The following is a 25,692-nucleotide window of genomic DNA, read 5'->3' as shown; positions in this document are numbered from 1 at the left end:
GAAAAAAATCCAAAAGAAGAGAAGATAAAAATACTTCAGTAAAATTTGAAAACATAATTAATAGAGATTTTCAAGGAAAAAACAACAATATTTTTGCAACAGATGTTTCTTATATAATCTCTCCTAAAGATGTATTTGATTCTAATCATGTATATTTTTCAGCAACAATTCATCACAAAACTAAAAAGATTGTTTCTTGAAATTTATCAAGAAATAATGATTTAAATTTGGTTATAGAACATAATAAAGATTTAAGTTTTAATGAAAAATGAATTATGCATACTGATCATGGAAGCGTTTATTCTTCTAATAAATTTGTAGAAATTATTGAAAAAAATAATGGAATAATTTCAATGTCAAGAGTTGGTAATTCATTAGATAATAGAGAAATTGAATATTTCTTTTCTAATATAAAGAGCGAATGTTTATCACACATTAAAATTAAAAATTTAACTTTTAATAATTTAAAAGAAATGATTAATAATTATATAAATTGATATAATGAAGAAAGACCACAATCAATTTTAAATTGAAAAACCCCAAATGAAATTTGAAATTCTTGAATTTCAAAGTAAAAAAATTTTACCAGTGATATCACTGGTAAAATGTGTCCCAATAAATTGTCCCACTTTAGTTTTTTCTTTTTTTGTGTTATTTTTGCCTTTTTTACAAAAAAAAAAAAAAAATAAATCTATAATTCTATATAAGAAAATAATATCAAAATAAATTGTGAGGAGTAAATATGAAAAAAAGATTTCCAACAATAATATTAGGAGCAACTCCTATAATGTTTTTAGCATCATGCTCTAATGAGTATAAATCCACAGAAGATTTTAAAATTGAAGCATTAAACTTGCCAGAATTTAAAAATTTAAAAGAAAAAATTAATAAGAATTTTAGCAACAATAAAAATTTGTTTTCTGATAAAAACTTTATAGATTCTTTATCTAAAAGTTTAAATTTATATGCCGATTTAAAACCCTCTTTAGAAAAAGAAGAAATAAAAAATGATATTTTTGTAATCAAAGGCTTAAAGAATTTAAAAATTTTTTTAAATTCAGAAAACTTTGACTTTTCAGAGTTAATAACAAATTTAAATAACTATATAACTATATTAAAAAAATATATAGATTCTGCAAAAAAAATGCATAAAAATAATGTAGAAAACCTACAAAAAGAGATAAGTAATATTTTTTTGAATAATATTAATTCTGCTTTTGCAAACATTAAAGAAATTATTTTAAATAAAACAGAAACAAACTATAAAACATTTTCTTCTTCTGTTTTTAAAAGTGAATTATTAAACAACTTAAAGTCATTTAACAAAAACAAAGATAAAGAAAAAGAATTGAGTAAATATACATACGAAAAAGATTCTGATATTATTGACATAAATAATCAATTATTAAAATTTTTAAATAAAGAAAATTATTCTTTTGAAAACTTTAATAATGAATTCTCTACTTTAAATAATCAACTTAAACAAGTGTTAGAAAAAAAAGAAAAAATCTTCGTGTTTGATTTAGAAGATTTCAAAAATTTAATTGAGCAATTATCAAAAAATCAAGAATTTGATGTTAATTTAATTACTTTTGTAAAAAACCATATAGAAAATGTTTTTAATACTATAGAAAATGAAAATGGTTTCTTGAGTCAAATTCAACAAATAAACGGAAAAATAAAGGAAATTAGCCAAATAAAAGAAATTTATAATGATCAATTAAGCACTGAAATTAAAGAAAAAATTAATAATTTTGAAAGCATTAAAAATAATAATTTTTCTACTTTAAATTCATTAACCAATATAGAAAATACGGTTATAAATTTAATAGAAGACATAACTAATCATATAATTTCTAACAATAATCGTTCAAATGAGTTATCTTCACAAATTAATAACTTAATTGAAAAAATAAATAGCAATCAACATTTAAGTCAACAACAAAAAACCGATTTAATTTCTGGAGTAAATAAAGTTATAACAGAAGATCAACTTTCTTCTTTTGAAAAAGAACTTAAGTCAAAAAATAGTGAATTTTTAAATGAAATTAAATCTTTTTTAGATATTGTGAATGAGAATTCATCAATTAGTCAAAGTTTTAAAAATTATTTAAAAGTAGAGACATATACAAAAGAAAATTTAGAAGATTTTAATTCTTTTAAAAATGAAATAAATAGTTTTTTTGAACTGCTAAACAAAGTTAAAGAAGAGTTTTTAAAAACTAATTTAGCAATTGATGAAAATAAAATAAATGCATATGCTGTTCTTCCTTTCTTTTTAAAACAAGAAGCATTGGATTTTAGCAAGATTTATGATAATGAAAAATATAAACTTTTAGATTTTGACATAAAAGATTTACCTGCCATTAAGACAAAAATTAATGATTTTTATAGTAAGTTAAAAGAATTTAATGAACAAAATATTACAACAACTACAAATGATGAAACATCGCTTAAGTCTTCTTTATTGTCAGAAGTTCAAAAACACAACACCGTTTCCCTTTCTAAAGATCCAAATGGTTATGATGTAGAACGTTATTTACATTCTGCTTCTATAAATTTAAATAATTATAAAGTATTTATAAATGAAGGAGATGATGAAACTTTTGATTTTGATGTAGTTAATTCGGAGTTAAAAGAAGACAATAAAAACATTTTAGTATTAACACTAGATGTATTTTTGAAAAGTAATAGAAAACTAAAATCTACTATTAAAAAGGAAATTCCTTTTCAAAAGGATGTAATGCCTTTTATAAATAAAGTAGTTTTAAATAATTTAGATCAATTTTATGAAGTCGATTATGAAGCACTATCTAAACTATCTTATAGTGAATTTAATTTAATAGAAAATAAGAAAATTTTCTTCAAACCAAGAACAAAAGGGATAGAAAACTTTTTTAGTTTTGACATCACTTCGTTTGAAACATATAAAGAAAATCGTTTATATTTCCAATTCAATGTTCTATTTAATAAACAAATAATTAAGTCTAAAATTTTACCAACATTAAATCCTGTAGATTTTTTAAACACAGATGCAACTCAAAGTGAAAAAGATGCTAAAGATTTTGCTCAAATTGAAAATATACTAAAAGGAACTAAAGAGTATTTCTGAAGTTTACTAAAATTTAAACCAGGAATATTTTATACACACTCTGAGTTTTTAGCAGCAGATGCTAAAAAAGCAATGGAAGAAATTTATGACTTACCTAAATTTGGTAAATATCAAATTTTTGTTAAAGATGTTAATAATGTTGATAACTATAACGGATCAGCAGATTTAATTCTTTGATATAAAATAAATGGAGAAGAAGCACCAATACAAGCATTAGGTGATTTATATAATCACCCAATTAAAATGATAAATTTTAGGTTATTTGATTTAGAAGATATAAAACCTAAAACAGGAAATAATTTAACTGAGGCAGACTTTGATGGTTTTGACCAAATTGATCAAAATGATTTAAATATTTTAAGACAATTAAATGAATCCAATATTCAACAAGTAAGAGTTAATGGGCAAATTCAAGATAATGGTAACCCTTCAAATTATTTTAGTATTATAAATGCTAAAGATTTTGTGCAGCAACAACAGTTTTATAAAGCGAGTTATCTCTTTCAAATTACAAACGGAACAAATAATAAAACAGATAACAAAGATAATTTAGCTTATATTCCTTTTGGAACAGGAAACTATTCAAAGGATGTACAACCGTTTTCTATTAGTAGTGGTGATGTAAGTAGAATTAAAAATAAATATTTCATTTACTATTATGATTTTGAACTTGTTGGTAAAAGAGGATTAAATTTCAAAATTGGTTTTATTGAAAAAGAACATCAAAATAAAAGATTTTCTACTAAACAAAAATTTTCTATGGTTAATTTTGTAAATGATTATCAACAACTTCACTATCCTGAAATTATGCTGAATAATTTAACTTTAGATGATTTGCAAATTGATAAAGAAAGACTGGCAACTAATACAGTTGGTTATTTTAATAGTCACAAAAACGAACTTAGACAAATAATTACTATAAAAAATCAAGATGGTTTTATTTCGTATAAAAACTATGATTTAGCTGTTAGTGAAATAAAAATAAACGAAATTCAACAAATTGATGAAACATCAGCTTATATAAGATTTTCTTTAGTAAAATTTGGAGTAGAAGACCCAGAATATGTAAGACCTTGAAATAAAAATGCAAATAGTTGATACAAAATCACTGGTTTTAAACCATCTTCAATAACAAATAAACGAACAGCTCCTTCATATGATGAAAGAAGAGATACAAATTCGTTAAGAACCATTTATAATTCTAAAAATGAAATCCATAGAGAAAGAACATTAGAATTATATTGAAAAGATGCACTATGATCTGTAGATAAAGAAGCAAACATTCTTTCTTGAACTCTACAACACAAGATTTTAGACCCTCTTTTTAAAAACTCATATACATCTAACAGAAAACTAAATCTAAGTTTTAATGGTGGAGCAATAAATCACGGAGATACAGAAATTACAATTTCCCCAAATCCTGCTTTCGATATAGAATTAGATTATGATGAAATTAAAGATCAAAAAATAATTAATATAGAAAAAATAGTAACAAAAAATAATACTGATTTTACTTTTAAAATCCAAGCAAGATGAATGGAAAATGAAGATATTGAATTTAGTGTATGACCTAAAAATCCTGAAATCAAAATAGTTATTGATCCAAGAGAAGAAGCAAAATCAGTAGTTCATGAGTTAAGTAATTATAACTTTTTATTTGCTGCTGGAGCCGCTACTTTAAAAGTTAAATATGATTCAACTAAACAAACTGAAGATTTTGGTTGAGAAACTAATCTCTTTGATTATTCTAAAGTGGAACCTAACACCTTTAGTCAACCAACCATTTTCTTTAATAAACCGGAATATCTTTTTGATCATAGCATTTATAATCCTAATTCTAATGTTGCTTTTAAATTCCATGAAGGTTATAAAATGAGACTAGAACCTTTAAGACTTAGAGAATATGGAAAATATAGTCAATCTGTTAGAAATGTAATAGGAAGAGCAATTGCCTATAGTCCAGGTGGAGCAATTGCCACCGCTTCTATGATAGGGAAAGTAAATGATGATCCAAATGATGGTAGATTTTATGTAATGACTAATCACCATGCTGAATCTTCTAGTATACACGATTTTTCCCTTATATCTGGCGATAATTTATTCTTTAAATCAAGTGATAAAACAATATCAGCACCTTTTTTACAAGCAAGAACTTATGCTTCAAGAGGTAGATATGGTTGAACAGATTATACAAGTACATCGGGAAATGAATCAACCACTATTTGAATAGGGATTCAACAATACAATTTAAATGGAGATCCTTTAAAAAATACAGGAAAAACTCCAGAAAGACTGGATTCATCAATAATAATTATTGATATTAATCCAGGAATTGCAAAAGCAAGAGAAGAAGGGAAATTTGATTTAGCACTTTATTTAGAAAACTGATTTAAATTAAGTAATTCAAATATTGATTATACTTGAAGATATAATGATATGAATTCACCAACAGTAAAAGACATTGTTTCTATTGGTTATCCACGCGGAAATCAAACTGCCATTCTTGATCATAGACCAATAAGCAATTATGGAAGTGGTTGAAAATGAGGGTTTATAATAGCAAATGAAACTAATTATGCACCTTTTTATTCTGGGGCGGGAGCTTCAGGAACAGGGAGATTCATAGGCGATAATTCATTAGCATCATTATGAAATTCGGGAGTTGGTTTTCAATATTCTATAAGTTGAAACTATGATGGGCAAGATTATAACTATTTTGGTGTTAACTGAAAAGGAGAGCACCCTTTTGAACTTAAAAATAAACACTCTTTTGCTTCACAAATAATAAGGGCAAATGCAGTAAATCCAAATAAATACGACTTACCATGATTTATGAAAGAAATAAAGGAGAAATAGTATGAAAAAAAATAAACAAATAAAGAAATTTATACCTTTAATTACCTTATCTCCTGCATTTTTTGTATCAGTTTCTTTTGAAAATAGTGTTTCGCAAAATCACGAAAACTACAATATAAATCCTTATGTAAAAAACATTAATTATTTGGATAAAAATTATGTTTTGAGTTCCGAAATCAATTTAGTTATAGAAGATGGAATTTCTGAAAATACAGTAAATAACATTAAAAACATATTATCTGCCAAAAATTATAGTTTTACTTCTCAAAAGAAAATTATAGAAAGTAAAACCAATATTCTTATTGGAAATAAACTGAATAATGATACAACAGTGGATAATTTATTACTTTCTGAAATAAATCGAAGTAATGATATTGTTCAAAAAAATGATTCTTACATTTTAACCAGCAAAAATAATGTAATTGGTGCTTTTGGATTAAAGGAAAATTCCGAATTTTATGCATCAGAAACATTTAAACAAATTTTTAATCAACTTAAAAACAGAACAATAGAAGAATTTATTATTAAGGACTTTTCTTTAACAAAAAATAGAGGAATTATTGAAGGTTCACAAAACACAAATTGAAGCAACGAGCAAAGATTTAAATATCTTGATTATGCTAAAAAACAAAAATTAAATAAATATTTTTATTGAAACTGATTTGATAAAAAAACAAACGCAGATTGAAAATTAAAATATTCTAACAAAGAAAAAGAAGACTTTCTTGTTCCTTTTATAAACAAAAGTTTAGAAAATAATATTGAACCTGTTTTTATGTTTAATATTTTTCAGACAAACAAAGTTAGGGTTGAGTCTTTTGATAGTGATTTAGAGAATTTTAAACAAAAAGTTTTAGATTTAATAAATTTAAAAATTTCTAAATTTGGATTCATATTCAACGAAAATAGTGATATTAATTTATCTATTCAAGAAAAGTTTTTTACTAAATTTAAAGAATGATTTGATAATTTACCAGCAAAAAACAAAGAAATCTTTATTGCTTTAAATAATTTTGAAATTATAAATAATTTTGATAAAAATCAAGCAGAAAGTGTTAATAAATTAAAAGAATTTATCAACACTATTCCAAACACTTTCGAAATCATTACTAACCCAGGGAAAACTTTTAATAAAGTTAACAATCAGTTTTTAAGTGATTTTATTGAAGTTACAGGAAGAAATAAAGTTAATTTATGAAGCAATTGAATTAATTTGTCAAACAAGCAAAATAACTTAATTTTAGGTGGTGTTAAAGAGAATTTAGATATCAACTTTGATGAAACTAAAATTGATGGAGTCCTTCTTAATCCTTCTTTATTTTTTGAACATTCACAAATACCACTTTATGTTTTAAGCTCTTATTTGTGAAATAACATTAAATCAGACGAAGAAAGAGAAAGATTATATAATGAATCATTCAAAAATTTAATTGGTAGTGAGATTGAATATAAAGAATTAATCGAGGTATTTAAGAATTTTAGTTCTCATTCTTTATATCAAAACATTCCAGTTCCAAATGAAATTGATGAATCACTAAACATTAAAGATAAAATATTAAATTTACAAAGCATACTTAATTCTAAAACATATACTATTGATCAAGTTAACTCGCTTAAAACTGACTTTATAGAATTAAAAAATAAGTTATTAAAACTTAAAAATTATTATTTTAAAAATTCTTTTGTAAAGGAATTTTCCCCTTGAATTGATTCTTTTTACGATTTAACTCAAGGAGTTATTTACTTACTAGATGCTTTAAATAATCTTCAAAATAATCAAGTAGGAGAATTGGGTGATAATTTATACTTAGGAAAATTTAATGTTAATAATTCAAAAGAAAATCATTCAATTGATTTTCAGAATTTTCTTGTTAAACCAGAAGTAGGAACAAAATATATTCAACCTTTTATAGAACAGGTTATTGGTTTTTTAGAAGAAGAACAAACTAAAAAATTAAATTTTTCAGAAGTAGATATTAATAAAGTTAATTTAACCTTTATTAGCAATAGAAGAGATACACCAGAAAGTGATAAAGGAAATATTTTCCTTGCTAATAATAGGGAAGAAAAATTATTTACAAATCCAGATGCCATAGTTAAAGATGACTATTTTGGTGTTGAATTTTCAGAACCAATAAAATTAAATTCTATTTATATAAAAATGGGTGGTGGAAGAGATCATTTTTTCTATTCACGTATTCAATATAAGCAAAATGATGAGGTTTGAAAGGATTTAAACGGAGAAATCTATGAAAGATTTCATGATAATATTCGACCAATAACTGTAAATAATTTAAATATAAAAAATGTAACTGGTGTAAGATTGATTGCAAATAGAAGCAATCCAGAAGCAGCTTGATTAAGAATTACTAATTTTTTAATTAATCAAAATGAAATTGCTACAAATAAATTAAATTACACCGATTTACAGGCAAATATGGAAGATTCAACAGCAGGAATTGCAGTACGTGCTGGAAGTATTGAATCAGTAAAAGATAATAATTACGCTACGCAATGAACTTTCTCAGATAGTGCAACAGGTCCTGGTAGTTCTAAAATTTCACAAGATAAAATTGTAGCCTTTAAATTTCCATCTAAAAGACTAATTACAAGAATAGAATTAGATCAAGGTCAAGAAAACGGAAGAGATAGACTTAATAATTTTAAAATTGAATATTATGATTACACAAGTTCTAGTTGAAAATTATTTGGTTCTAAAAATAATTTAGGAAATCAATTTAATCATGTTGTTCATGGTTATGCTTTTACAGATAAATTTAGATTTTATAATAATGCAACGGTTAATAGTTCTTGATGAAGAATAGCAGGACTAAGAGTTGGTTATGATGATTATGAGAAAAAACAAGAATATACAGCAAGTTTGGATAATGCAAGAATTCTTGGTAGAGAAGAAATTAGGGCCTCAGAATATAATAATTCTATAAATTATGTAGTTGATAATACAGATTACACATCAACTGTTATAGCATCAAGTGATAATAGTTTTGTAAAAAATAATGTTGGATTTAAAGTAGATTTCAAATACCCAAGAGCTATTCGTGAAATCAGTATTTTACAATCTAATAAACATAAAATACCTTCTGTAAAAATTTTAAAATTAGTTAATGACGAAACATTTGAACTTTTAAGCGATGTTAAGTTAAATGATGATTGAACCACAATTAAATTACCTGAAAACAGCGGAGTTTTCACTGGAATTAAAATTCTTTCTAATCAAGATACTACAAGTTATTGAGAAGTAAAAAGTGTGAATTTTAAATTCGATGGAATTAACACTAATGAATTTTTATTATCTAATATTGCAAATAAAGAAAATTTAACCACTTCTCATGTTGATAATCTTTATAAATTGTTTAGTATAGATAAAGAAAATTCTAAAAATCAATATCATATGAATTCTGGTGAATTTATTGGTATTGATTTAAAAGAAACTAAAACTATAAATGGTATTGATTTAGATTGAGAAAAAACTGAAAACATCAGTATTTTCCGTTCAATTGATGGAGTTAATTGATATGATTTAAATGTTGATTCAATTGCAAGTTCGCCAACTCAGGCAAGATATATTATTTTTAGAAATCAATCAGTAAATGCTTTAGATATTACTTTTAATAAGATGTTTATACAAACAGAAAAACAAACAGTTTTTGGTAAATTAATAGATACAAATATTACACCTTTAGAAAACGATAATTTTAAAGAAAATTTTGCTTTTGATGGAGATTTTACAACAGTTTCTAAAATAAGTAAAAGTTTAAGACCTAGAGACTTTTTAACTTATGATTTAGGTTCACTAATGAACATTAATTCAATTAAAATCTTTTCAGATATTAATAATATAAATTGACTAAGAAGTGCAGATATTCAAATATCACAAGATAACACGAATTGAGAAACTGTTTATACTGTTGATGATTATGGTTCAAAATTTAGTTACAAAAAACTTTTTGATACAAATTTTGGTTTCTATGACTCTAAATATCCAAATTATAGATATTGAGGAATTAGTGATTTAGAAAATAAAAAAGCAAGATATTTAAAAATTTTCATTAATCACAATTATCCTAACAATAGAGGTTTATTTATAAATGAAATTTTAATTAATGATGGTAACGATCAAACAAATAATAACATTGCAGGTTTTAGCGGAACTAATATTGAATCTAAAAATCCAGAAACTTCTGTATTAAATCTTATTGATGAAAAATTAAGAACATACTATGAACCTAAAAATGAAAATGGTACTTTAAAATATTCATTTGCTAAAAATGAATATAACAACAAATATTTAAACATTGTTAGTGTACAAGAACCAAGTTTAGCAGAAGTGTCTGCAACTATTTATAGTGAAGAGACTCATCAAACAAAAGAAGTTGTATTAGGACATTTAGTTGCTTTAAACTCAGGTTTTAACCTGCCAATAGATGATCAAAATAAAATAATTTCTTTATCAATTAAGTGAACTAATAAAAAACCAAAAATAGCGGAAATTACCTTTTTAGATAATGCACACACTAATTCAGAAACAAATAAAATAGAACTAGATAATTTAGTATTGCAAAAAAACAATAACTACAATAATTGAATTCAAGAAGATAAAGAATTGTACGACAAAGTTATTGCAAAAGGGCAATTAACTAAAGATTCAGCAAACATAAATCAAAGCACCATTGATAGCATTGTTGCAGAAATAAACAGTGTTATAGCAAGCGCGAGATTAAAAGCAGATTTAAGTCAATTATCTAATTTAATTTCAGAAAAAATTGATAATAGTAATCATCAGTATACATCACTTTCATATCAAGAATACAATAGAATTTATTCTTATATAAATAAAATCATAAGTGAAAACCAAGATATCACTCAAGAAACTTTAGAACAGTTAGTTTCTTTATATAATGAAGCAAAAATTGATTTAGAAGCTTCTATTTATCAACTAGAAGAAGCGAGAATAAATGTAAGAAAATTCTATTTTCTTTACAAAAGTGTTTACACAACAGAAAGTGTTGATAGATTAGCTACTTCTAGTGAAGCAATTAAACATCAATTAACTATTAATTTAAATGATGAAGAAAAATATAAAGAACTAAACTTAAATTTTATTGATAATTACAATAAATTAGAATATAACAAATTAGGTGAATTTAATGAAAAATACATAAATGAAATTAGACCTAATTTTGAAAATATTTTAACTAATGAATGAGTTAAATGAGAAGAATTATCTAAAGAATTACAAAGTGAATTTAATAAAAAAGATGAAATTATAATGAGCGATAATATAAATTTAAGAGATAAAGAAACTAATTTAAATTTCTTAAAAAACTTATTTGACTCTTTCAGTTTAGAAAAAGCAAAAGAATTAAAATTATTAAAAAGCGAATTAATTTTTAATGTAAAATATCAGCCTATTTATAGCGAAGAAGTTTTTAACAACATTAATAACATAATTAATAGTACTGATGAAAAAATTTCTAATAAAACTTTAGAATATAAAGAAATTTCGGGCATAAAAGCAGATTTAACAAAGTTGAAATCACAATTTGATTTTATATCTATTAATAAAAAAATTAATGATTTAAAACTAATAAATGAAATTGCTTTTTATAAAGATAAACTAAAAACATTAGATAAAAATGAAGATAATCTTCTTTCTTTTGTTAAAGAACTTGAAGATAAAAAACAAAATATATTAGAAGAAATCAACAAAACAGAAGATTTAATTTCTAAATTAAAAAATCCAATTAAACAACAAGAATTTTCAAATCAAAAAGAAGAAGCTAAATCAGAACAAGAATTAAAAGAACTTCAATTAAAAATTAATGATGAAATTAAAGAAGAAAACAAAACTAATCCTTTTTTAAAAATAGGAGTTCCAATAATATCATCTATTTCTGTAATTGGTTTAATTATTTTAGCAATATTACTGATTTTAAAGAAAAAGAAAAGCAAAAGATAAAATGAAAACACAGATTTATTTCTGTGTTTTTCTTTATATGTAGATTAAGTACCAAATAAGACTTCTATAATTTCTTTGACTGAGATGTTTCCAAAATATTCTTCAAGATTACTAATAGAATTTAAAATCTTAATAATTGTTTCTTTTTCAAAAGATTGATTTATTAATTTAGATTCAACTTCTTCTATTCCAACTTTGGCAAGAAAATCTCCTTCAAATTTGATTGAATTTATCTTATTTTCCTTTATGTTTGCACTTATTTGTAAAATTCCTCCTTCGGTTTTCTTTTCACTAAAAAAAGAAAATTCAGGATTTTTTCCAAGCACTCAATCATTAGAAGAACGAATTGATTTTATACTTTCCATTTGTTCTAAATATTTAGAAGGAATTTCTTCTATTGTTCCGTTATATTTTTCTTTTAAAAATAAAGCGAATTTATCTATAAATTCATTAATAGAAATTTTATTTTCTAATTGTTCTAATAAGTTTGTTACACGTTGTTTAGCACTGTTAATTCCCTTTGATTCCATTTTGAGTTTGCTTGGATTTAATACATTTGAAAGTTTGCTTAAGTTGGCATCAAAAAGCATAGTTCCGTGATGAACGATTTTATTTTTATAAATAAATTGTGCATTTCCTGAAAATTTAAAACCATTTACTACAAGATCATTTCTTCCTTTAAATTCAGCATTTAAATTTAAAGTATGTAGAAACTCTAAAACAGGTTCTAAAAATTTAGTGTAACTTCTTTCTGTTTTGTTTGTTGTGATAAAAGAGAAATTTAAATTTCCTAAATCATGATAAACAGCACCACCACCAGAAAGTCTTCTATAAAGTTCAATGTTTTCTTTTTCTAAAACATCAAACTTTACTTCTTTATATGCGTTTTGATTTCTACCTATAATAACAGCATTTTCGTGTTGATATAAAAAGATAATGTCTTCTGTGTTTGATTCATCTTTTGTCATTATTTCTTCAAGAACTAAATTATAAAAAGGTGAATAATTTTTACTAATATAAATTTTCATATATTTTACTCCTTAACTACTAAATCAAAGTTTGTAACACTTTTGAAAAGTTTTATAAAAGAATGATAATCTTTTTCATTAAGATTTAAATTTTTAATACCTAAAATGTTTATTTGTCCATAATCTCATCTTTTTTGATATCTATTATTATCTAATAGGAATAATAAATCTTCAATAAATCAATCAAAAAAATTATCATTATATTGAATATCTCTTAAAAGACCATTTACTTTGATATCTAATATTCTATTTTCATGATTTAAAATTTGAAAGTCAAAAGATAAATCTAACTCTTTACTTGTTTTAATTTGAAAAATTGTTTCCATTTTTTAATTATAACAATTTTAAAATTGGAAAATAAAAAAACCCGAAAAAATCGGGAAAAAATTAAAAATTAATTATTTTTTGCTGTAATTTAAGTTTAATGCATTTAAAATTGTTTGAATTACAAAGTTAAATGGTTTGTTGAAGTGTGGTAAGAAGTAGAAATCCATTAAAGCGATTTGTGGTAATGTTAATCCTTGTTGAATTGCAAGAGATAACATGTAAATTACTTCAGTGTGATTTGCTGCTCTACCTTCAGAACCGATTTGTGCCCCTAATAGTCTTAAAGTTTTTTTGTCATATGTAATTTTAAATCAAACTTTAAAGTGGTGTTTCATAAATTCTGGTCTGTCATTGTCTTCAAAGTATTCAACTGCAAAGTTTTCTTTAATTCCTTCTGTTTTAGCAGCAACAACTTCTGTTAAACCTGTTGATGCATAGTTGAAATTAAATACATTAATTGCATTTGTTCCTGAGTATCCTGGGAAAGGAATTCCTTCGTTTCCTGCTAAGTGGAATGCTGCAACGATTCCTGTTTTAACTGCGTTTGTAGCAAGAGCAATATGTGCATATTCTTTTGTAGCACTATTAATCATTGAAGCAGAGTCACCGATTGCATATAAGTTTTCATCACTTAATGATCTTTGGAATTTATCTACTTTTATAGCACCGTTAGCTGTTTTTTCAACACCTTGAATTAATTCTGTATTTGGTCTAAATCCGATAGCTAAAATTACTAAATCAGCTTCATATGTTCCTTTGTCTGTAACAACAGCTGATACTTTTTTACCATCTTTTGTTTCAAATTTTTGAACTTTTTCACCAAGTTGCATTTTAATTCCGTGGTGTTCCATTGAGAATTCAACTTTTTTAGTAAATTCTTCATCAAAGTAGTTAGGAATAATTCTGTCTTGCATATCGATTAGTGTTACATTTTTTCCGTATTTGTGGAATGCTTCAACTAATTCGATTCCAATGTATCCAGCACCAATAACAACTACATTTCTAACATTTTTGTCTTCTGCTTTTGCTTTAATTTCTTTAGCATGTGCAAAGATTTTTGAAACTAAAATGTTTTCTAAGTTAATGTTTTCAAATGGTGGAATAATTGGTCATGTACCACCAGCATATACTAATTTGTCATATGTGTCTTTAAAAGTTTTTCCTGTACTTAAGTCTTTAACAACTACATATTTTTCTTTTCTGTTTACTTCGATAACTTCATGAGCGATTTTAACATCGATTCCAAGTCCTTTTAATTCTTCAACGCTTGAATAAAATAAACCATCTGGGTTTTGGAATTCTCCTCCAACTCATAAAGCAATACCACAACCTAAAAAGGAAATATCGGTATTTCTGTCGTATGCTACTAATTTAGCGTTTGGAGCAACTTTTTTCATTGTTCTTAAAAATGAAGTTCCTGCGTGATTTGCTCCTATTGATATAATTTTCATTAATGTCCTCCGTTTTTTAATTAACATTATAATTATAATATTTTTATACTAAATGTTTATAAAAATTCATTTTTTGTGGAACAAATTGAAAATAGGGGTAAATTTGTTATAAAAATCAACTTTTTGGAAAAATAAAAAAAGTCTGCTAAGACTTTAATTACTTACTTTTTTCTAATTTTTCTTTAATTATTAATAAAAATTCTGCTTCACTAATTATTTTTGTGTTATATTCTTTTGTCTTATTTTCTTTGTTATTATAGTGGTGTTGTTCCTTTTTTAAAAGAGTTTAAAATATATTTTTTATCTTGTATTCTTAAATATATTTCATATAAAATTTTACAATCTTCAACACTTCGATGTGCTTTTGAATAATCTACTCCAAGCATTGAAGAAAGAAATTGTAAACTTCATTTTTCGCTCTGTCATAAATAAAAACTTCTGTTTTGAAAAAACTCTTTAGTGTCAATAAAATTATTAATTGGAAAAGGTAGTTCTACTTCGTTATAAGCTCTTTTTAGTGCAACAAAATCAAAATTTTCTCCATTATGTGCATATAAATCTAAATCACCTATAAAAGCATTAAATTCTTCTAAAACTTCTCTTGTATCTCTACCTTTTTCTTTAACTAACTTGGTAGGGATATTGTTAAAACGTTCTCATTTATTTTCTTCAAAATTCTTTGGTTTTACTAATTCGTTAAACTGTTCAACTATTTTTCCATTGTTTATTTTGATAGCACCAATTTCAATAATAGATTTATTATTATCACAAGTTTCTAAATCAAAAATAACAAAAGAATTTTTCATAAAATTGTTTTCATTATGTTTATCTATTTTATTATCAAATTCTTCTAAACTTTTTATCATATTATTCACTAACTAAAATTTCTCCTTGTCTCATAAGTTCTTCAAATTCATTTATAGTAAAATTTTTATGTAAAGATAAATAAATCTTTTGTTCAATTATTCATTGTTTTATAAATTCTCGTTTTTTACTATAATCAATAATAGGTTTATCAATTCTTATTATTTTAGTTGATAAATTTTTTAATTTAGTTGAATTATATTTACCATAATGATCTTTTAGCATATAAATTTTTAAACATTTAGCAATTTTAGAATTTATACTATATCCATTAATGTCATCATTTACTAACATATTTAGATAAAACTCATGTAAACTTATTGGAAATTTAATTGTAAAAGTTCTATTGTCTTCTAACTTTTCCTTTTGATCTATTAATGATCTAATAAATTCATCATACTTACTCATAAAATTATTCTCCTATCTTAAAGTAATTATTAATTAATAAAAACTTTAGTTATTTAATTTAATTCATCTTTCATATTCTTGCTGACAATCTTCAACTATTTTTATTATGTCTTTTGCATCATTTATAATAGCACCTGAAGCTCTTTCATGACCTCCACCATTTCATTTTACTGCAACATTTCTTACAATTGGACCATTAGATCTAAATTCTACTCTTCATTTATTTGTTTCTTCTTCTGTAAAAGAAAGTCAAATTCTGTAATTATCTATATTAGCTAAAGTATTTGGTCTAGTTGCTTCAGCAGGAGTTTTGTTGTATTGTTTTTGTTCTTCAAGAGTTATTGAATAGTAAATAACATTTTTAAATGTTTTAAAAGTGCTAAAAATAAATGATTGAAAACGTAAATCGCTTTCACTGTTTTTTGTTAGGTTTGTATGAAGTTCATCAATATTTAAGCCTGTTTCTCAAAGTTTAGCAGCTAGAGATAAGGTTCTTGGTGTTGTATTGGAGAATAAAAAACGTCCAGAATCTGTGTAAATTCCTGTATACATGTATTTTGCTGCTTTTGTTGAAACCTTTCAATTACTGCTAAAAGCTAAGTCAGCAACCATTTCAGCTGCAGCGATATAAGAAGAATCAACTCATCTAGTTGTTGTATTTAAATCATCTTCGTTTGGATGATGATCAATTCTAATTACACTTTTAAAAATATTTTTGTCTAATAACTCTATTTTTTCAATTCTTTCTTTAAAATTTGCATCAACAATTATTGCTAAAGACTCTCTTAAAATTTCTTCACTTAAATCGTTAGTGAAATTAAATTCTAAAAAATTTAAAGTATTTTTAGAATCACCAACTGCAAAAACTTTTTTATTTGGAAAATTTTCTTCTATTAATGTTTTTAAACCAAATTGTGAACCAAGACAATCTCCATCTGGTCTTATGTGATGAAATATTACAATAGAATCGTGTGCTTCTATTTGTTTAGTTATTTCTTGAATACTACCTATTTTCATTTTCTTCCTTTTCAAATTCTTTAACAAGATTAATTGCTTTATTAACTATTTCTTGGATTTTGGATTTATTTTTAATCATTGCACCAGAAGCATTATCGTGACCACCACCATTATATTCTCTTGCAATTATATTTACTTTTGGACCATTAGATCTTAGTCTTACTCTTATTGTTTTATCAGCTTGATCGATAAAGAAAATTCAAATTCTATTATCTTCAATATTAGAGAGAATATTTACTTGGTTTGCTTCTTCATAACTTAAATTAAGTTCATCTTGTAATTTTTTAGTAACATGGAATCAAATCACTTTATCTTGATTTTTAAAATTAGAGAGCACTTTTCCTTGGAATTTAATCTCTTTCATGGTTTTACCTGAAAGTGCTTTGTGAATAAAGTGAATATCTAAATTAGATTTTTTTATTAAATGCTCGACTACATTAAAAGTTCTTTTACTTGTATTACTATAAAAAAATCTGCCTGAATCAGTATAAATTCCAGTGTAAATATATTGAGCAGCTTTTAAAGAAATGTTTCATTTAGCCATTTTAGCTAAATAAGCAACCATTTCAGCAGCAGCTGAATAACTTGAATCAATTCAATTATAACTGTAGTTTATATCTGCTCCATTTGGATGATGATCAATTCTTGCCATTTTTGTAATTTTATTACTTAAAATTATTTCTTTTTTTTCTAAACGATCAGAACTAGAAGCATCTACTACAATTCCTAGTGAATTTTCAAAGTCTTTCTCATTTAATTTAGTTTCATCAAAGTGATTAAATTCTAGAAAATTTAATATTCCAGTTGAATCACCAATATAAAAAATTTTTTTGTTTGGATAATTATCTTTGATTAATTGTCCAAGACCAAATTGAGAACCAAGGCAGTCACCATCTGGTCTTATGTGATGAAAAATAAAAATGTTATCAAATTTTTCTATCGCTTCTTTTATTATTTTATATGTTCCTTTTTTCATAATTCTAATTATATTTTAATAATTTGTTTTTTGAAAAATAATTATAATTTTATCTTTTTGAGTTGCTTAAATTATTAAAAAAATGCCAAAAATTAAAATTCTATTAATATCAAGCAAAAGCAAAAGTCAAAAATTAAAATTAAAAAAAATATATATTTTTTTGATATAAAAATATTATATATCAAACCTTTTTCCCTATTTTTTGGGAAAAAAGTTCAAAAATTTGGTGGTTTTGTTCAAAAAAATAGGAAAAAAAATGAATATTTCGGCATATTTGTATTATAATTTTAATGGAAGTTATTTTACTTTCAATATTTTATGTAGAAATTAAAAAACAATGAAAAATTTATTTTTAGGAAAACCACCATTAGAAAGAAAGTATTTACCAAAAGTTATTGAACATTTATATTCTTTTTTTACAGCAATAATTTTTAGTGTTGCTTTACTATGTTTGGTATTATTATTTACTTTTAATAATAAAGAAACATTTGCAGAAAAATTTTTTGATTTATCATTAAAAACTGAATTTAGATTAGTAGTAGCAGTTTTTGTATTTGTTTTCTTTGCAAATATTATTTATATTATTAGATTAATAAGGATTTTACCGAAAACTGAAGTAGGACATACTTTAGTTTGAATAGAAATTACATTTTTAATGCTTTTTGTACTTTCACCTTTTAATATCGTGGTTTCCATAGCTTGTTTAAAATATAATGAAATTGTTTTTGAATAACTTAGGAGAAATATATAAAAATTATGAAGAAAAAATTATTTAAATTTTTAAGTTTAGCAGTGTTTGCAACTCCAATGGCTGCTTTTGTAGCTTGTGGAGCACAAAATGAGTTTGCAAATTCAAAAGACATTATTGTTGCAAGAGAAGGTAAGCAAGAAGGATTTTGAAAAGCAGTTGAAGATGAATTTGCTAAAACAGATTTATATAAAAAAGGATTTAGAATTAAATTTGTTGAAAAAGATGTTTTTGGAGCAATTGATACTATTACAAATGTTGGTAGCACAGATAAAAATGCACCTGATTTAATTTATGCACCAAACGATAGAATAACAGACTTATTAAGTAAAAGAACATTAGCTGCTTGAGACCCAAAATTAAAAGATGATATTCTTGAAGAAGTTCACGCAACTGATGCAGAAAAAAGTTTTGTAAACGAATTTGGTACATTTAAAGGTAGAGAAGGAAACAAAGACAACGGAAAATTCTACAACTTTGCTCACAACAAAGAAGGTATAGTTGTAATGTCAAGTAAAACACTTGATGAAGTTAAAACAGAATTAGCAAACACATCAACCGATGAAATGGTTGAATTAGTTAAAGCAGGAAAAGCATTCTTTAGAATTCAAGATGGATGATATGGTAATGGTGTTTTAGCATCAATTCTTAGCACAAGTGAAATGGGAAAAATCGTTTACAAAGATACTACAAAAAATAAATGATCATCTGGATTTATAAAAGGAGATCCAAACAATGCTAATTTTTCAAAAGCATTAGATGTTGTTGGAGAATTATTGTTCCCTGTTTATGAAGCGGCTTTTGTTAAAAATGCTGACGAATACAAAAGCACAGTATGAGGACAAAGAGGAATCGACCAAGGTGCTTTAAAAGTTCTTTTACAAAATAACCAAGGTGATGTTCAAAATAAAGTTGTTGAGTTGTTACATAATAAAAAACTTGATTATGCATTTGTTGGTTCATGAGATTTTGGTACAGTTTCACAACAAGGAATTACTACATTCTTTAATGCTCCAAAATTAAAAGATGATCTTAGATATACACAAGCACCAGGAACATGATCATGAGCAATTAACTCAAGAAACAATGGTGCAGTTGCTGATAGACAAGCAGCTATTGCAGAAGTATTAAAATTAATTTTCAAAACAGAATCATACTATGGATACTTTAAAGGTGATACAAAAGTTCCTTACTTTACAAATACACAAAAAGAATTAAGAGATTTTTCAGATAGAGATGCTGCAACAGGAAGTTCTAAATTAACAGCAATGGTTACAAAAACACATTATTCAAGCAATGATGCTTTATTTAAAGCATACAATGATTTATTATCAGAAGTTAATAAAAACTTAGCTAAAGTTTATGGAACTGAAAAATCTTGAAGTCAAGAACACGATAAAACAAATCCTTTAGGAGACCAAAACAAATATAAAGAAACTTATGTAAAAGAAAAAGATAAATATCCTTTTGTTTCTGATGAATTAATAAATAAATTAGGTGAATTAAAAGAAGCTACAGGAATAAGAAATGCAATTTCTGCACTACTAGGAATTCAAAATGTAGATGAATTAAAAGGTGGTACTGAACCATGACAAATCGCACCTTCTTTAGTTAAATCTGGTGCTGAGTTTGAAAAAGAATGATTAGTAGGTCAAACAGGGAATGCACACGTTAGAAAAGTTGAAACATACATTTTTGGTGGTTCAACTGAAGACGCAAAATTAATGATGGAATTTTCTTCTAAATTCAAAGAAAAAGATTCTCAAACAAAAGCTTTAGAAGAAGTTAAAAAACGTGCAAAAGAATTTTCTAATAAATATGCTAAAACAACTGTTTCAGATGAAATTATCAATAAAGCTGCAGAACTATATATGAATAACTTCTTTAATGAAGCAGATTGATTAAAATGACAAGATGAATATAAAGAAGTATTTAATTCTAAAAAAGCAACAGAAAAATTCCCTAAAGAAAGGCAACAACTAAATGGAGAAAAAACAGATGCTACAATTAAAGAAGTGGAAGATGTTATTTTAGAAGCTACAAATACATCAGTTGCTAAAAAAGTTGTTGACGTTATTTCTTCAACATCAGAATTAAAAGACGGTGGATACGGAATTCTTAAACTACAACAAGAAAGATTAGATAGAGGTAACCCACAATTTGGAAAATTCTGAGGAACATGAAATGACAATATTTTAGGAAACCAAGAATTTTATAAATCTCTTGCGGAAAATAATGTTAAAACTCTAGAAGCATTCCAAACTAAATTAAAAGAACAATTTAGTAAAAAATTCCAAGAATCAGTTGCTGCTTTAGATAGTAGTAAAGCATTAGATTACATTAAATAATAATGAAACCCAAAATACAAATAGAAAGAAGAATTTTTTACTTATTAATTATTCTTCTTTCTATTTCTAATATATTGTTACTTTTATGATTACTGGATGGATTGATATTAGGAACAAATTCTTATGATAATTTAAACTTGGAATCTCAAAAAGAAAGTATAAATAATTTTTTAACCTTTAGGTATGTAGGTTATATTAGTAATTCACTTATCTTAATAGGTTATTTGGTAAATATTTTAGTTTCTAAAAAAAATGGAATCGCATACTTATTTGGTTTTGTTTGGATAACTCTTTTTGTTGGAGTTATGCTTGTCCCCTATTTTTCAAGCGGGCCTATTACAGAAAATTGAATAAGATTAACAATTGTTATTTTTTGAAGTATCACTTTTCCATTTTTGATACTAATTAATATTTATTTAATGTTTCAATTGAGACTAAAGAGACAAAATTATTACTATGAAAAAATAAAAATACATAAAGGAGGTAAATAATGGAAAAAGTCAAGATGTGAAATTGATATGGTGAATCTTTTGACAGAAAAGTAAATGATTCTAAAATTTCTTATTCTAACTTTTTAAATCAAGCAAAAAATGTTTTTGATAGACAAAAACGAGAAATTGATTTAAAGAAAAAAATAAATAGAGAACTTTTTATTAAAGCAAAAAGAAATTTAGAATTTGAACAAAAAAGAGCATTAGAAACATTAAAAATTTCAAGTAGAAATAAACTTCAAGTTGTTAAAGAAACAAAAAAACAACTAAAAATTTCTAATAGTTTAAAATCTTTTATAATTTTTGAAATTAAAAAGATAGATAAACAAAATTTTGAATCAGCAGATTATGTAAATAATTATTACAAAATGCTTATAAAAACAGCTGATGAAGTAGAAGTAAAAGAAAAAAATATGACTTCTATTTTAGAAAAAGCTAAATCTGATGAGCATAAATTATTAAGACATAAGGCAATGCTACTAATTATTTATAAATATTTATTATTACTTAAAAAAGAAGATTTTATTTACTCTGATTTGGAGTCTTTAGTTGAAGAAAATAAAGGAAAATTCAGTAAATTAGAACAAAAATTAGTTTTAGAAGAGAAAACAAAAATTGAACAATTATTTAAAACTCTAAAAACTAAAAAAGAAAAATTTCAACTTAAAAAAGTAGAAATTGAAAAACAAATTCCTTTAATTAAACATGAAACTAAACAAGAGTATAAAAGCGAAGTGCTTAAAATAAAAAAAGAATACAAAGAAAGAATTTTAGCAGCAGAATTTTTTTATAATAAAGAATACGATGAGCAATTAGCAAAAATCAAATCAGAATTAAAAGAGAAAATTGCTAAAATTGAAAATAAAAAACAAGAAATTTCTTCTTTAAGTAAAGAAAAAGAAGAAAAATATAAAGATTATCTTCAAAATAAACAAGAACAAGCTAAAATCTTAAAACAAGAATATAAATCAGAATTAAAATTAGCTAAAGTATTATTTAAACTTAATGAAAAGTATAATAAAGCATTACTTATTAGCAAATTTTTAAAACTAAATGAAGAAAAACATTTAAAAACTATTTATTCTTTATATAAAAAAGAATTAATAAATAAATTTTTAAATAAAAATAAATACAATCAAAATATTGAACTTAAAATACAAACTCATTTTGATTCTTTAGTACAACAAATTGAAGAAAAAACTAAAGAGTTAAACAAAGATGACAAAAACAAACTAAACATCATTTTAAATAAAAATCTACCTTTATTACTAAAAGGTAAAAAAATAAAAAATGTTAAAGCTTTAGTTAAATCTAATTACTATAAAAAATTAGGTAAATTAAAACAAGAATATTCATATGATGGTGATTTTCTTCTTAAAAAATCAGAAGCCTTATATGAATATGCAACTGATTCAAATAAACAACTTAATTTTTCAGCATCTGAAATTAAAGATGCAAAACTTAAATTACACAAAATCTCATTAAATGAAACTAAAGAAGATAAAGAAAAATACAAAAAACAAATTTCTGATTTAAGAAAAGAATATAAAGAAAAACTTTCTATTTTAAAAGATCGTTTCAAAAAGAAAGACATCACTAAAAAAGCTTATGCTTTTAAATTAAAAGAAGAAAAAATCCTTTATAAAGAAAAATTAGTTTCATTAAAACTACATAATGAAAAAGAAAAAAATAAAGTTGTAGTTAAAACACAATATAGCAGATTATCTGCTCAGCTTAAAATTACTAAAAAGATTTATGAATCTAAAGTGGTTGAAGCTATAAAACAAATTCCAACTGAAAATAAAAAAGGTGCTAAATATAAAGGATTATTCCTTAATTTACTATTTCCAGGTTTAGCACAATTAATATTATTTAAAGAGTATAAAAAAGGAATCCTTTTAACTTTATTAAGTGTCTTTTTATACTTAGTATTTGTACCTTTTTCATTAGGTATTACTTGAAATAAAATTGGTGGAATTCAAGGAATTATTGATTTAGGAAAAAGTTCACATAACTTTGATTTAGGTATTTTACCAGATGCAAGGTTCTGAATGTTTGGGGCAGCAGCATCGTTTATCTTGCTTGGAATTACTATTGCTTATGTAGTTGCAAGTGCAGTGGGTGCTTATAGACAAGGAAAATTCCTTGAAGAAGGAATGAGACCGCAAAACTGAACTCAAACTAAAAAATGACTTTCAGAGCAAGGTTTCCCTTGATTAATATCAATTCCTGGTTGATTCTTGATTGCCTTTATAGTTGTAGTTCCTTTAATAACTTCACTATTTATTTCTTTATCAAACACAGGATTCCAACATACTCCACCTGCTCAAACAGTAGATTGAGTTGGGTTTACACAATACGGAAAATGATGATTATTTAGAAATAATGGTTTATTAACTTCTCTTTTAAGAGTTGTTTCATGAACATTAATTTGAACATTTGTAGCAGCATTTTCAGTAATTGTAGTAGGTACTTTATTTGCTGTATTAGTTAATATGGAAAAAATCAAAGGTAAAAAATTCTTTAGATTAATTTACATTATTCCATGAGCTATTCCTGCCTTTGTTACAATTATTTTCTTAAAATCTGCTTTCCAAGGGGATTCTAATTCATATATTAACTACATATTACTTAAATTAGGTTTAATTGAAAACAGTATTAACTTCTTTGGAAGTATTACTTGAGTAAGATTCCTATTAATAGTAATTCAAACTTGATTAGGACACTCTTACATTTTCTTATTAATTACTGGAAACTTACAAGCAATTCCAAAAGATATTTATGAAGCTGGAGAAATTGATGGTGCTAAACGTTCTAAATTATTTAGACATATTACATTACCAATTTTAGTTTCTTCATTAGCTCCATTATTAATTGGACAATTTACATTTATGTTTAATAATTTCACAATTATTTCTTTATTCTCTAATGGTGGTCCTGCTTATTCAGACCAAACAACATTTAGTGAATCAGGTTCAGATATTATTATTTCATGAATTTATAAACTAACAACTGCAGTACAAATTGATGGAAACGTTGCTTTCTCATCAGCTCTTGTTATTTTAGCATCAGTGTTCTCAGTTTCTATTGCAGCTTACGGATTTGCTAAAAACGCAGCAAAAGGAGGAAGATAAGATGAAATTTTCTTTAAAAAGTAAAATTAATGAAAACAAAATAAAGTTTTCTTCATTTAAAAACAACAAAACAAGAATTCATACTTCAGATTCTAAACCTTTAACTATAGCAGAAGCAATATTCTTATTTTTTAACTATATTCTATTAATTACTTGAACTTTTGTAATTTTATTCCCAGTAGTTTCAATGATATTAGCATCATTTAATACATTTAACAAAAAATATTTATCATTATCACCAGAATTATATAAATTTGGTTTTGATAACTTTACTTATTTATTCACTAATGTAAGAAGTAAATATGTAAATTGATATATAAATACTTTAGCAATAGCTGTTAGCACAATGCTTATAACTGTAGTATTTGTTGCCTTTAATGGTTATGCATATTCAAGATTTAAATTTGCAGGTTCAAAACATTCTCTTTCTGTAATTATGCTTTTACAAATGATTCCATCAACAGCTTCACTAATTTCTCTTTATATTATTGTTGCTCTTGGTAGGGACTCACTTGGAATCGATCCCAGAATAACCTTAACAATAATTTATTCAGGTGGAGCAATTGCAGGAAATACTTTTGTGTTTAAAAGTTATTTAGATTCCATCTCAAGAGAATTAGATGATTCAGCAAAAATTGATGGTTGTGGAAACTGAAAACTATTTACTAAAATATTATTACCAGTTGCAAGACCAATGATAGCAATTATTGCTTTATGATCATTCTTGATTCCTTTTGGAGATGTAATTCTACCAAAATTTGCAATTACAAACAGAGATCAAACAACACTTGCTGTTGGGTTAGACAGCTTTATTACAGCAGAAGATAAAGAAATTAACGTTGGTGCTTATTCAGCAGGTGCTTTACTTGCTTCTATACCACCATTTGTACTATTTATGTTCTCACAAAGACATATCGTTGGAGGACTTTCTGACGGAGCGGTGAAAGGATAA

Annotated in this window: 15 protein-coding genes; 8 read left to right on the top strand and 7 right to left on the bottom strand. The window is 24.7% G+C overall.

What is annotated here, in order from left to right; translation table 4 throughout:
- The 3 genes from ACXX87_RS00895 to ACXX87_RS00885 form a co-directional block, all read left to right on the top strand.
- The coding region (locus tag ACXX87_RS00895) for a transposase (RefSeq protein ID WP_458573101.1) at nt 1–575 on the top strand (575 nt) is incomplete at its 5' end.
- 167 nt (nt 576–742) lie between these two features.
- Nucleotides 743–5,968, top strand: coding sequence for an MGA_1079 family surface serine endopeptidase (locus tag ACXX87_RS00890; RefSeq protein WP_458573100.1), 5,226 nt, complete (start codon nt 743–745; stop codon nt 5,966–5,968).
- Nucleotide 5,969: 1 nt separating this feature from the next.
- Nucleotides 5,970–11,948, top strand: a complete 5,979-nt coding sequence (locus ACXX87_RS00885; RefSeq protein WP_458573099.1) for a beta-N-acetylglucosaminidase domain-containing protein — start codon at nt 5,970–5,972, stop codon at nt 11,946–11,948.
- Nucleotides 11,949–11,992: 44 nt separating this feature from the next.
- On the opposite strand, the gene ACXX87_RS00880 is transcribed toward ACXX87_RS00885, so the two are convergent.
- The 7 genes from ACXX87_RS00880 to ACXX87_RS00850 all read right to left on the bottom strand — a co-directional run bounded on the left by ACXX87_RS00880 (nt 11,993) and on the right by ACXX87_RS00850 (nt 18,019).
- Nucleotides 11,993–12,976 carry a lipoate--protein ligase gene (locus ACXX87_RS00880; protein WP_436358768.1) on the bottom strand — a complete coding sequence of 328 codons (984 nt, stop codon included), beginning with the start codon at nt 12,974–12,976 and terminating at the stop codon, nt 11,993–11,995.
- Between the two features lie 5 nt (nt 12,977–12,981).
- Nucleotides 12,982–13,302: a hypothetical protein gene (locus ACXX87_RS00875; RefSeq protein ID WP_436358769.1), complete on the bottom strand. Its 321-nt coding sequence runs from the start codon at nt 13,300–13,302 to the stop codon at nt 12,982–12,984.
- 72 nt (nt 13,303–13,374) lie between these two features.
- Nucleotides 13,375–14,754 carry an FAD-dependent oxidoreductase gene (locus ACXX87_RS00870; protein ID WP_458560588.1) on the bottom strand — a complete coding sequence of 460 codons (1,380 nt, stop codon included), beginning with the start codon at nt 14,752–14,754 and terminating at the stop codon, nt 13,375–13,377.
- A gap of 254 nt (nt 14,755–15,008) precedes the next feature.
- Nucleotides 15,009–15,620 carry a 3'-5' exonuclease gene (locus ACXX87_RS00865; protein WP_458573102.1) on the bottom strand — a complete coding sequence of 204 codons (612 nt, stop codon included), beginning with the start codon at nt 15,618–15,620 and terminating at the stop codon, nt 15,009–15,011.
- A gap of 1 nt (nt 15,621) precedes the next feature.
- Nucleotides 15,622–16,026, bottom strand: coding sequence for a hypothetical protein (locus tag ACXX87_RS00860; RefSeq protein ID WP_458573098.1), 405 nt, complete (start codon nt 16,024–16,026; stop codon nt 15,622–15,624).
- Between the two features lie 45 nt (nt 16,027–16,071).
- On the bottom strand, nt 16,072–17,043 hold the full coding sequence (locus ACXX87_RS00855; protein ID WP_458573097.1) for a DHH family phosphoesterase: 972 nt from the start codon (nt 17,041–17,043) through the stop codon (nt 16,072–16,074).
- Complete coding sequence (locus tag ACXX87_RS00850) at nt 17,030–18,019, bottom strand: DHH family phosphoesterase (protein WP_458573096.1); 990 nt, start codon at nt 18,017–18,019, stop codon at nt 17,030–17,032. The genes ACXX87_RS00855 and ACXX87_RS00850 overlap by 14 nt, the downstream gene beginning before the upstream one ends.
- 337 nt (nt 18,020–18,356) lie before the next feature.
- Here ACXX87_RS00850 and ACXX87_RS00845 point away from each other — a divergent pair, with 337 nt between their 5' ends.
- Genes ACXX87_RS00845 through ACXX87_RS00825 form a run of 5 tightly spaced genes read left to right on the top strand, consistent with a single transcriptional unit; the run spans nt 18,357 to nt 25,692 of the window.
- Complete coding sequence (locus ACXX87_RS00845; RefSeq protein ID WP_458560592.1) at nt 18,357–18,752, top strand: hypothetical protein; 396 nt, start codon at nt 18,357–18,359, stop codon at nt 18,750–18,752.
- A gap of 23 nt (nt 18,753–18,775) precedes the next feature.
- Entirely contained in the window at nt 18,776–21,115 is a 2,340-nt protein-coding gene (locus tag ACXX87_RS00840; protein WP_458573095.1) for a hypothetical protein, read from the top strand.
- 2 nt (nt 21,116–21,117) lie between these two features.
- Nucleotides 21,118–21,606 carry a hypothetical protein gene (locus tag ACXX87_RS00835; RefSeq protein ID WP_458561017.1) on the top strand — a complete coding sequence of 163 codons (489 nt, stop codon included), beginning with the start codon at nt 21,118–21,120 and terminating at the stop codon, nt 21,604–21,606.
- On the top strand, nt 21,606–24,740 hold the full coding sequence (locus ACXX87_RS00830; protein WP_458573094.1) for an ABC transporter permease subunit: 3,135 nt from the start codon (nt 21,606–21,608) through the stop codon (nt 24,738–24,740). Before ACXX87_RS00835 ends, ACXX87_RS00830 begins: the two co-directional genes overlap by 1 nt.
- 1 nt (nt 24,741) lies before the next feature.
- Nucleotides 24,742–25,692, top strand: a complete 951-nt coding sequence (locus tag ACXX87_RS00825) for a sugar ABC transporter permease (protein WP_458560596.1) — start codon at nt 24,742–24,744, stop codon at nt 25,690–25,692.

Source organism: Mycoplasma sp. 613B (assembly GCF_054343485.1).
Note: the sequence above shows the minus strand (reverse complement) of the source record. Positions and strands in the feature narration are given on the sequence as shown.